Here is an 11,517-nt window from a genome sequence, read left to right as displayed (position 1 = left end):
CCGCGACTCCTGCGGGAACAGCACGAGCCTCAAGACCCCGCAGGTGCGAGGTACGAGTACCGAGGAGGCTTGAGCCGTGCCCGCGGAAAGCGTCGGCCGGAACGGAGAACAACGTTTTCCATAAAAAATCGTCACTTCATGAAAAATCATAAGTGACGATTTTTTATTAGCTAGGGTTTTGTCCCAAGCTCTTTTTGAGCTTTTTTCGTATGGAAAAGTTTTAAGAAATAAGTACAGGAGAATTTATCGCATGGGTGAAAGCTTCATTTATGTGGATTGGCTAATAAATGTGAGGGATTGGTCAATATATTGTCGGAATTGGCCAATATGTACCCAAGAATGACCAATATCACATAGAGTAACGCTTCATTTATTGGGATTAGCTAATAAACTACTGAAAGTGCCTAACTCTCCATAACAGAAGCATCATTTTATCCAAATGTGAAATTCCGTTGTTTCTATCGTGTTTTATGATAAAATCAGTGTTGGTGGCTTCATGTACTGCTTTAATGAAGCATAATGTAAACAAGAAGTTTGAACATAACGTAGTTTCATGAGAATAGGAGAATTTTTGTGAGCGAAAAAACAATCGTTTTAACTGGTGGGGGAACTGCTGGTCACGTCTCGTTAAATGAGGCAATCATTCCTTCTCTTCAAGCGGAGGGATACACAGTTCATTACATCGGTTCACATCATGGTATTGAAAAGGAATTAATTACTGATAGTTTTCCTGAAGTTCCTTACCATAGCATTTCAAGTGGTAAATTAAGAAGATATTTTTCATTAAAAAACTTCACAGATCCTTTTAAAGTTTTAGCGGGAATCGGTCAAGCGTTTTCGATTATAAAAAAAGTGAAACCTTCCATTGTTTTTTCTAAAGGTGGATTCGTTTCCGTACCAGTTGTGATTGCAGCAAAATTGTTGAATATTCCAGTAGTCATTCATGAATCGGATGTAACGCCAGGTCTTGCAAATAAATTAGCTCAACCTTTTGCTTCTCATATTTTTACGGTTTTTAAGGAAACATTAAAATATATACCTGCGAATAAAGCAACATGTACCGGTTCTGTTGTTCGGGAACAGCTGTTTAAAGGAAGCAAAATGAGGGGATTAAAACTTTGTCAATTTGAAAGCAAAAAGCCGGTGTTGCTTGTTATGGGTGGTAGTTTAGGTTCCGTCGTGTTAAATGACGCAATCCGAAGCAATCTACCAGAGCTTTTAAAGGACTACAACGTCATTCACCTTTGTGGTAAAGGGAATGTTGATTCATCCTTATTAGAATTAAAAGGATATAAGCAGTTCGAATACGTGACATCGGAATTACCAGATTTAATTAACGCGGCAGATTTCGTTGTATCGCGTGCAGGTTCAAATTCCATCTTTGAATTTTTAGCACTGAAAAAACCAATGTTACTTATTCCGTTATCATCCGCAAAAAGCCGAGGCGATCAAATTTTAAATGCAAAATTATTTAAAAATCAAGGTTTTGCGGAAGTATTGGAAGAAGAAAATTTAACGAAGCAAACATTTTTGGAATCCCTTCAAACATTAATTCAAAATAAAGAATCCATTTTAGAAGCGATGGCGAAAGCGGAAAGACCGAAAACTCCGAAAGAAATGGTAAATTTAATTTTAAAATATGAAAAATAAATAAAAACACCAAATCTCCTTTTTGAGATTTGGTGTTGATTGTGCGCCCGGCATGTACATGAACTATAGGGTGTAAGTCCCGAACCCCGAAGACAGAAGTAGAGGTTAGCCAAGAGCAAGGGTGTCCGTGGTGACGCGGAATCTGAAGGAAGCTGGAGGCAAAACACCGGTCCGAGGAACACGAACCTCATATAAGGCTAGGTATGATTGAGTGAGTTTGCAAAACAAAACAAAGCTCTTTCTGTCGAAGGTCATATCGAGTAGATGAGGCGGATAGATGGTGTGAAAGTGCATGTACTTACCCGGGGAGGTCTGGCGGATAGGTGAAGTACGCTTCATAACCTACTTAGTGATAAGTAGCTGAACCGTCAGAAGTCAGCAGAGGTCATAGTATTAGTTGGTCTAGAACAACTAAGAAGGACCGAACAATTAAGAGAGAATAGCCCTTGGCATTCAGTGAGTCATGATGAAAACAGAAAACGTAGTACCTCACTTGAGGAAGGAAGCGGTGAATCCCGTGGGGGACCTCTTGGAGGGTGGAGTGACCACTGGCATAAAGAGAACAGCTATTCACGGAAGGAGAATAACGATGCTTTTGAATCAAATCCTGTCACGGGAGAACATGCTTCAAGCACTAAAACGTGTAGAACAGAATAAAGGAAGCCACGGAGTAGATATGATGCCCGTACAAAACCTACGACAGCACATAGTCGAAAACTGGCTATCTATTAAGGAGGCAATTCTCAAGGGAACTTATGAACCAATGCCAGTCCGCAGAGTCGAAATCCCGAAACCTGACGGCGGTGTTCGTTTACTAGGAATCCCTACCGTAACAGACCGTTTGATTCAACAAGCAATCGCCCAAGTACTTTCAAAAGTGTATGACCCTACATTCTCTGAAAACAGCTACGGATTTAGACCAAACCGAAGTGCCCATGATGCGGTGAGGAAAGCGAAAGAATATATAAGAGATGGACATCGATGGGTTGTAGATATGGACTTGGAGAAATTCTTTGATAAGGTCAACCATGACAGATTAATGGGTACACTCGCGAAGAGAATCCAAGATAAACCATTACTGAAATTGATTCGTAAGTATTTACAATCGGGAGTCATGATTAATGGTGTGGTGTCAAGCACATTAGAAGGAACTCCACAAGGAGGACCATTAAGTCCGCTACTATCTAACATTGTACTAGATGAACTAGATAAAGAATTGGAAAGAAGAGGACACAAATTCGTTCGATATGCGGATGACTGTAACATTTACGTGAAAAGTAAACGAGCAGGACTTCGCACAATGGCAAGCATTCAACGATTCATTGAAGGAAAACTACGACTGAAAGTAAATGAAAAGAAATCAGCGGTCGACCGTCCATGGAAACGTAAGTTTCTAGGATTTAGCTTTACCTATCATAAAGAGCCAAAGGTTCGTATCGCAAAAGAAAGCCTTAAACGAATGAAGAATAAAGTTCGTGAAATCACATCACGCAAGATGCCCTACCCGATGGAATACCGCATTCAGAAACTGAATCAATATCTAGTGGGATGGAGTGGATATTTTGCGTTAGCAGACACCAAATCTATATTCCTTGAATTAGATAAATGGATTCGTAGAAGACTTCGAATGTGTCTATGGAAGAACTGGAAGAAACCGAAAACAAAGATACGCAACCTTATTCAGCTTGGCGTACCACAATGGCAAGCGTATGAATGGGGAAATACTCGGAAGAGTTATTGGCGTATTTCAAATAGTCCAATATTACACAGAACCCTTGGTAACTCCTATTGGAGAAACCAAGGGTTGGAAAGTCTTGAAGCTCGTTATGAAAACTTGCGTCAATTATCTTAATTGAACCGCCGTATACGGAACCGTACGTACGGTGGTGTGAGAGGACGGGAGTTAATCGCTCCCTCCTACTCGATTCATTTATTAAATTACTTGTTCTTCCGTGTCTTCTTGCTCATGAGCCGTTACTAAATAAAATAAATCTTTTGGAATTTTATATAAATCATATTTTGCTTCGCCAGCATTAATTTCCTCATATAAAGTTGGATGTAATTCATTAGCGGAAATTACATATTGCAACTTTAAGGAGGCACGTTTCGATTTTTCATTTTCTTTCCGAATTCTTAAAAAAACGGTATGGAAATTATATTTGAAAAATATTTCGGATAAGAATTCTTTTTTTGCTATCTGATTGTATCCTTTTCCTTGGAATGGGGCGCCAATCCAAGTGCCTAAAAATCCAGCGCCATCTTCAATATCATACAAACTTATTGTTCCAATGGGTTGACCCCATTCATCAAGAATCGTTCTTGATATCGTTTTGCCTAAAGCCTCTTCTTCAATAATTTGTTTAGTCATAAATAGATATTCCTCTGGGCTCGTCGCTTTATGACGAACATACGGGAAAACCGACGGGTGTATGAGTAATTGATACAATTCATTAGTTTCTAATAAATCTCGATGTTTCAGCATGTAAACGCCTCCTTTTTAGGATAGTTGCAAAAAATTTCCAATAACACGAAGAGCAACGACACCAAAAACCTAAAAGTTTAGACGTTATAAACTATAGACATGCATCCATAGTTTTCCCGTTCTAATATTCTAAAAAAATTTTGACCAGTATATCTTATAATAAATATAATCGTTCTTACAAGATTTTGTTTGAAAAAAACCAGTATTTTCTGTGTAAAGTTTGTGAACGTAATAAGAAATATTTTATAAAAAAACCATCGATGTTTCAATAAATGAAATTGTTAATGGTTAAAATAGATTCATTTAGCATAACATCTCTCAAAATTGAAAACTATAGATGTTTTATTTATATAATACCTAGATTGAATAACTCTAAAACTAGGTAAATTTATCGAAATTTGTATCGATATAGGGCATAAACGTAAAATATGCAGATTAGGGAAAAAAGTTACAAGGATGAAATAACTTTTTCAATCGTAGGGCGATTACAGATTATGAGGAAAATTCGATCCAATTCATTAAAAAAGAGCCACAATTTAAGGTAAACTTAAATTGTGGCTTTCAAAGTTTAAGGATATATTCTTTGTGAAAAAAGTGTTAGGGGTGTCTTGTATTTGGTAATATAACCATTTTTTATAAATTTATACCTTTATGAAAGGTGATTAAAATGAAAAAAATATTGTTAGTGGAAGATGAAAAAAGTATAGCCCGATTTATTGAATTGGAACTTATTCATGAACATTTTGATGTGACAACATGCAGTGATGGCAGAGAAGGCTTACAAAAAGCGCTAAATGAACCTTTCGACTGCATATTGCTTGATGTGATGTTACCTAGTCTCAATGGTGTTGAAGTTTGTCGGCGAATTCGTGCAAATTCCGATGTGCCGATTATTTTATTAACGGCTCGTGATGCGGTTACGGACAGAGTATCAGGATTGGATGCCGGTGCGGATGATTACATTGTTAAGCCTTTTGCGATTGAAGAATTATTAGCTCGAATTCGCTCTGTTTTAAGAAGAGCCAATTGGGGTGAACAACAACGAAAAGTCATTAAAGTAAGAGACCTTGAAATTGATACCGCATCCTATAAAGTAATGTTTGAAGGGAAAAAATTAGATTTAACCAAAACTGAGTATGATTTATTGAAATTGTTGTGTGAAAACAAAAACCGAGTATGTACTCGAGAGTTAATATTAGATAAAGTATGGGGACATAATATGGAAGTGGAAACAAACGTAGTAGATGTTTATATTCGCCATCTACGCTCAAAATTACAGACAGAAAAAGAACCGTATATTGAAACAATTCGTGGCGTTGGGTATGTGGTGAGAGAATGAAAAAAATTAAACAATCAATGTTCCAACTAACATTAAAACAAAAATGGACGTTATCTACTTCACTAGTCATATTTTTTAGTTATGCGACGATTTGTATCATCATCTATTTTGCACTCTATACTTGGCTCATCCATCAAGAGGAATTAAATGCAGTCCGAACTGTTGATGATTTAACGGATTTTTTTCATACCCAAGGCCAATCGATTTCAATCAATGAATTGAAAGACAATACAGGGTTATTGAAGTCAATTGTTCATCAAAATCAAACGGTTCGTCTATATAATATGGATGGTTATGAAGTTTTGAGGATTAATGATTACTCGCCTAGTGCAAACATCAATTATCCGATTGATGAAATACAGAAAACTGTCGTTGAGAAACTATCGCTAGATCATAAAGAAGTCATTGTTGTGAATCGTTTAGTTCAAATCGGATTTTTTCAAGGAATTATTCAATTAATACACCCGCTTGACACGTTTCACTCCATGATGCGTTATGTGTTGACGGTTTTGATAATAGCAGGAATCGGTGCATTGTTCATTGCAGTAACTATGAGTCATTATTTGGTTCATATAATAATGAAGCCATTAAAAGATTTGCGGAATTCCATGACTCGAGTAAAAGAAAAAGGTTTTCAAGAAAATATTCATTTTACTTATCATCATGATGATGAGATTGGTGATTTACTAAAAATTTATCGCTCCATGATGAATGAATTGGAAGTAACTTTTATGCGGCAACAACAATTTGTTTCAGATGCATCTCATGAACTTCGCACACCCATTCAAGCGATTGAAGGACACCTGTCTTTAATTAAGCGATGGGGTAAGGATGATCCACAAGTGTTGGAAGAATCGCTGGATTTGGCAATAGATGAAGTTCAACGCATGAAGAAAATGATTGAGGAATTATTAAGTTTGGCTCGAAATGAAGGAAAAGAAGAAGCTTCCTGTGATATAGAAAAAGTTTTAAATACCGTAATTGAAGAACTTGAAGTTGTTTATTCAAATGCTAAAATGAATGTGGTGTTCGATGGCGAAAAAAGGATGGCACAAATATCAGAGAATGCGTTTGCACAAATTGTAAGAAACATTATCGAAAATGGAATTCGATATAACGAAAATATACCCATTATCCAAATACATGTTCATTATTTTACAGAAAATATTTTTATGACGATACAAGATAATGGTATCGGCATTTCAAGAGAACATTTACCTTTTATATTCGATCGATTTTATCGCGTGGATCGTTCGCGGAGTAATGGAGGTGGAACTGGACTAGGTTTAAGCATCTCAAAAATGTTGGCAAACAAGTATCAAGTTGAAATGGATGTATCGAGTTCAGTAGGAAAGGGCACAACTTTTACATTACGTTTACCTACTTAAAACATTTTTTTAATTCCATTCAAAAAATTTCATCTAAATTTGTGAAAAATAGTTGTATTTTTTATGAAGAGTAGTAAGATTGAAATGGAAAAAAGGTTCTTCTCAAATTGTTATATAAATTTATATTAATAGAAGAATGATTTTTATACTTTCTATTTAAAATGTAATTGCTATTAGCAAAATTTGGAGGTTTTTCTCATGTCGAACAATGTAATTACAACTGGATCTCCTTGGTCAGTATTTTCTGGACCGAACTTAGGGTATGTAATGGAACAATATGAACTGTTCTTACAAAACCCTGACGAAGTTGATTCGGAATTGGCTTCATTATTCCAACAATTTGGTGCTCCAGTACTAGAAGAAACTTCAAGTGGTGCGCAAGTGGCTCAAACAGGAGATTTTAACAAAGTATTGGCAGCTGTAAAATTAGCAGATGCAATACGAGCTTTTGGGCATTATGGAGCGGACGTATACCCACTGAAAGACCGTCCATTAGATTTTTCAAAAATTGAGCCTCAAGCATACGGATTAACGGATGCAGATTTAGCTGAATTACCTGCTTCACTATTCTTAAATAATGTCCCTGCAAACGTTTCCAACGGTAAACAAGCGATTGATTATTTACGTTCACTTTACACTGAAAAAATCGGATTCGAATATGCACATGTAGAAGATCAATCCGAAAGAAATTGGATTCAATCAAAAATTGAATCAGGATTCTTCAAACAAAAACTATCTGCAGATGAGAAAAAAGCCGTATTAGAAAAACTTACTCGCGTTGAAAACTTTGAAAAATTCATTCATAAAACATTCGTTGGTCAAAAAAGATTCTCTATTGAAGGTTTAGATACATTAGTAGTTTTAATTGATGAAATCGTAAAATCCGCAGAAAAAGATCAAATGAAATTTTTACAAATCGGTATGGCGCACCGCGGACGTTTAAATGTATTAACACACATCGTAAACAAGCCATACGCTATGATGTTTGCAGATTTCGCACACGTTCCAAACGATTACTTCTTCCCTGAAGATGGTTCAATTGAAATTACAAAAGGTTGGACTGGTGATGTGAAATATCACATGGGTGCAACTTATCACAAACCATCTGGATTAACGGTAAAACTTGCATATAACCCTTCACACTTAGAAGTAGTTAGCCCTGTTGTAACTGGTTCAACGAGAGCAGCACAAGAAGATACATCTAATCCTGGAGAACCAGTGCAAGATACATCAAAAGCACTAGCGGTTCTTGTTCATGGAGATGCAGCATTTAGCGGTGAAGGAATCGTACAAGAAACATTTAACTATGCTGGAACAAAAGGATTCTCTACTGGCGGATCCATCCACATCATCTCCAATAACATGATTGGATTTACAACAGAATATTACGATTCTCGCTCAACACACTATTCATCTGACGTAGCAAAAGGGTACGGTATTCCTATAGTGCACGTGAATGCAGATGATCCTGAAGCAGTAATTCAAGTAGCAAAATTTGCTTTTGAATATCGTCAAATGTTCGGTAAAGATATTTTAATTGACTTAATTGGTTACCGCAGATTTGGACACAATGAAACTGATGATCCGACTGTAACAAATCCAAAAACATACTTAATTGTTGATAAACATCCTACAGTTCGTGAACTTTATGGTGAACGAGTTGTAAATGAAGGTATTGTAACAAAAGAATTCGTAGAACAGCTAAACCAAGAAATTTATGGCGAAATGCAAAAAAGTTACGATCATGTTAAAGCAGTAGGCGAAGAAAAGGGTCATCATCTCGAAGTGGAAATTCCTGAAGAGGTGAAACAACCTTATCCACAATTAGAAACAGGTGTTTCTGCTGAAGAATTAAAACAAATTAACGAAGAACTGTTAGCATGGCCTGAAAACTTTGAGCCTCAAAACAAATTGGCAAGAATTCTAAAAAGACGTATTGAAGCGCTAGAAACAGGTAAAATTGACTGGGGTCATGCAGAAACATTAGCGTTTGCATCAATTTTACGTGAAGGAAACCCAATTCGTCTGACTGGGCAAGATGCTCAACGTGGTACTTTCTCGCAACGTCATTTAGTACTACATGATAAAAATAACGGTTCTGAATGGACGCCATTACACAATATTTCAGGAGCTAAAGCTTCCTTTAGTGTATTCAATTCTCCATTAACAGAAGCGGCAATCGTAGGTTATGAATATGGTTATAACCTGGAAAATGAGAAAGCATTAACAATTTGGGAAGCACAATTCGGGGACTTCGCAAATATGGCTCAAGTAATGTTTGATAACTTCATTACAGCTGCTCGTTCTAAATGGGGTCTTAAATCTGGATTAGTTCTTTTATTACCAAATGGTATGGAAGGACAGGGTCCAGAACACTCTGCAGCACGCATTGAACGTTACTTGCAATTATGTGCTGAAAATAACTGGATTGTTGCAAACTGTTCAAATGCCGGAAACTACTTCCACTTATTACGTCGACAAGCGAAAATGCTTGGAACTGAAGGAGTGCGTCCATTAGTAGTTGCAACACCAAAATCATTATTGCGTCATCCATTAGCTGCAGCTACATTAGAGCAATTATCTGAAGGAAAATTCGAGGAAGTCATTGAACAACCAGGACTCGGACAAAATCCTAAAAAAGTGGAACGCATTATTTTAGCTTCTGGTAAAGTGACAATTGACTTAGCAGAAGCAATTAAAGACGGTGAAGGATTCGAAAAACTTCACATCCTTCGCATTGAACAATTATATCCATTCCCGATGGAAAAACTTTCTGAAATCATTGCGAGATACCCTAACGCGAAAGAAATTGTTTGGGTACAAGAGGAACCTAGAAACCAAGGTCCTTGGAAATTTGCCTTAGAATACTTATTTGAATTAGCTGAAGGCAAAAAAGTACGTTATGTTGGACGTCCAGAAATGTCTTCTACTTCAGAAGGTGACATGGACTCACATAAAGTTGCTCAAGCTAAAGTAATTAACGACGCTTTAGCAGATTTGTAATCTTGCATAATTTACGTTAAGATTTAACAGTGTTGAGAATTAAAGGAGGATATAAAAAGTGGCTGAAATTAAAGTCCCTGAATTAGCAGAATCGATTACGGAAGGTACAATTGCACAATGGGTGAAAAAAGTTGGAGATCGCGTTGAGAAAGGCGAATTCATTGTTGAATTAGAAACAGATAAAGTAAATGCAGAAATTATTTCTGAAGAAGCAGGAGTATTAACTCAAATTTTAGCTGAAGAAGGCGATACAGTATTAGTTGGCCAAACAATTGCGATCGTTGAGCCTGTTGAAGGTGGAGCTGAACCTACTCCAGCACCTCAAGCAGAACCTGCAAAAGAAGCGGTTAAAGAGGAACAACCACAAGCTCCTCAAGCACAACCAGCACAAGCTGCACCGGTTGTTGAGGAAACATCTAATGAGCGCGTAGTAGCTTCACCAGCTGCACGTAAACTTGCTCGTGAAAAAGGCATTGATTTAGCAGCAATTTCACCAGTAGACCCACAAGGCCGAGTTCGTGTACAAGATGTTGCTGCTCATGCTGCTAAACCAGCACAACCAGTGCAAGCAGCACAACCTGTAGCACCTGCTGTAACTGTAGATGAATCTCGCGTTACAGTTGAAAGAATGAGCCGTCGACGTCAAACAATTGCAAAACGTCTTCTTGAAGTTAAACAAAATACGGCAATGTTAACAACATTCAACGAAATTGACATGACAAATGTAATGGAATTACGTAAACGTAAGCAAGAGCAATTTGTGAATGAGAATGGTATTAAACTTGGATTCATGTCATTCTTCACAAAAGCAGTAGTTGCTGCATTGAAAAAATACCCTTATGTAAATGCACAAATTGTTGGCGATGAAATTCATAAATTTAACATTTATGATATCGGTATTGCGGTATCTACAGAAGAAGGTTTAGTAGTTCCAGTTGTACGTGATGCAGATCGCAAAAACTTCGCTGAAATTGAAAGAGAAATTGCAGAACTTGCTCAAAAAGCACGTGAAAAGAAATTAGCAATTTCTGATTTACAAGGCGGAACATTTACAATTACAAATGGCGGTATCTTTGGTTCATTAGCTTCAACACCGATTATCAATGGTACGCAAGCAGGTATCCTTGGTATGCACTCAATTGTAAACCGTCCAGTAGCTGTAAACGGCCAAGTTGAAATTCGTCCAATGATGTATGTGGCACTTTCATACGATCATCGAATCATTGATGGTAAAGATTCAGTTGGATTCTTAAAAACAGTTAAAGAATTAATCGAAAATCCTGAAGATTTACTTCTAAATTCATAAGAAAATGTATAATATACTCCCCAACTATTTTTGGGGAGTATATTTGGTACTATTAAACTTTTCCTATTTGTTATTGACAAGTAAACACCATTTAGGTTATGCTTCTCTTAACAATTGAATATTCTAGCCTCACTTGGTAGGGTAGAGGCGCGGTATTTATTAGTTTCTCATGGAGCTTGAGCGAGTGAAGAAGTGGGAAAGAAGGAAATATCGCCGAAGTGTAGTTATTTGCTCAGATAACTATGCTGGGGTTACAGTGAATAACTGTAACACTGTCTTACATGTTTATATGTAAGGTGTGCTATTCCAAAGTGGAACTAGAGGTATTAGTCTAACAAATTGATGCGAC

General features: G+C 36.9%; 7 protein-coding genes and 1 riboswitch. Of the genes, 6 read left to right on the top strand and 1 reads right to left on the bottom strand.

What is annotated here, in order from left to right; genetic code table 11:
* The first annotated feature begins 573 nt into the window (after positions 1-573).
* Both NST00_RS11350 and ltrA read left to right on the top strand, forming a co-directional pair.
* The gene (locus NST00_RS11350; RefSeq protein WP_016839360.1) at positions 574-1,650 is read left to right on the top strand and encodes an undecaprenyldiphospho-muramoylpentapeptide beta-N-acetylglucosaminyltransferase; all 1,077 of its coding nucleotides are present in this window, start codon (positions 574-576) and stop codon (positions 1,648-1,650) included.
* 589 nt (positions 1,651-2,239) lie between these two features.
* The gene (ltrA, locus tag NST00_RS11345; RefSeq protein ID WP_340710146.1) at positions 2,240-3,502 is read left to right on the top strand and encodes a group II intron reverse transcriptase/maturase; all 1,263 of its coding nucleotides are present in this window, start codon (positions 2,240-2,242) and stop codon (positions 3,500-3,502) included.
* Between the two features lie 81 nt (positions 3,503-3,583).
* Here ltrA and NST00_RS11340 read toward each other — a convergent pair whose 3' ends face one another.
* Positions 3,584-4,132 carry a GNAT family N-acetyltransferase gene (locus NST00_RS11340; protein WP_016839204.1) on the bottom strand — a complete coding sequence of 183 codons (549 nt, stop codon included), beginning with the start codon at positions 4,130-4,132 and terminating at the stop codon, positions 3,584-3,586.
* Positions 4,133-4,799: 667 nt separating this feature from the next.
* On the opposite strand from NST00_RS11340, the gene NST00_RS11335 reads away from it, so the two are divergent.
* From NST00_RS11335 to odhB, 4 genes are all read left to right on the top strand, one after another.
* A complete protein-coding gene (locus tag NST00_RS11335; protein WP_016839205.1) occupies positions 4,800-5,471 on the top strand; it encodes a response regulator transcription factor in 672 nt (223 codons plus the stop codon).
* A complete protein-coding gene (locus tag NST00_RS11330) occupies positions 5,468-6,859 on the top strand; it encodes a HAMP domain-containing sensor histidine kinase (RefSeq protein ID WP_016839206.1) in 1,392 nt (463 codons plus the stop codon). The genes NST00_RS11335 and NST00_RS11330 overlap by 4 nt, the downstream gene beginning before the upstream one ends.
* Before the next feature lie 198 nt (positions 6,860-7,057).
* The gene (locus NST00_RS11325) at positions 7,058-9,862 is read left to right on the top strand and encodes a 2-oxoglutarate dehydrogenase E1 component (RefSeq protein WP_340709973.1); all 2,805 of its coding nucleotides are present in this window, start codon (positions 7,058-7,060) and stop codon (positions 9,860-9,862) included.
* A 58-nt stretch (positions 9,863-9,920) separates the two neighbouring features.
* Positions 9,921-11,168 (top strand): 2-oxoglutarate dehydrogenase complex dihydrolipoyllysine-residue succinyltransferase, encoded by a 1,248-nt coding sequence (gene odhB / locus NST00_RS11320; RefSeq protein WP_016839208.1) that lies wholly within the window; start codon positions 9,921-9,923, stop codon positions 11,166-11,168.
* Between the two features lie 134 nt (positions 11,169-11,302).
* A riboswitch (Lysine riboswitch) is annotated at positions 11,303-11,480 on the top strand.
* Positions 11,481-11,517 lie beyond the last annotated feature (37 nt).

Source organism: Ureibacillus sp. FSL K6-0165, from assembly GCF_038004285.1.
Taxonomy (GTDB): Bacteria; Bacillota; Bacilli; order Bacillales_A; family Planococcaceae; genus Ureibacillus; species Ureibacillus thermosphaericus.
The sequence above is the reverse complement of the archived record's forward strand: the minus strand, read 5'-3'. Positions and strand labels throughout refer to the sequence as shown.

Coding starts and splice junctions, on each gene's coding strand:
- NST00_RS11340 (WP_016839204.1), bottom strand. CDS start 4,132: ATGCTGAAACATCGAGATTTATTAGAAACTAATGAATTGTATCAATTA.
- ltrA (WP_340710146.1), top strand. CDS start 2,240: ATGCTTTTGAATCAAATCCTGTCACGGGAGAACATGCTTCAAGCACTA.
- NST00_RS11330 (WP_016839206.1), top strand. CDS start 5,468: ATGAAAAAAATTAAACAATCAATGTTCCAACTAACATTAAAACAAAAA.
- NST00_RS11325 (WP_340709973.1), top strand. CDS start 7,058: ATGTCGAACAATGTAATTACAACTGGATCTCCTTGGTCAGTATTTTCT.
- NST00_RS11335 (WP_016839205.1), top strand. CDS start 4,800: ATGAAAAAAATATTGTTAGTGGAAGATGAAAAAAGTATAGCCCGATTT.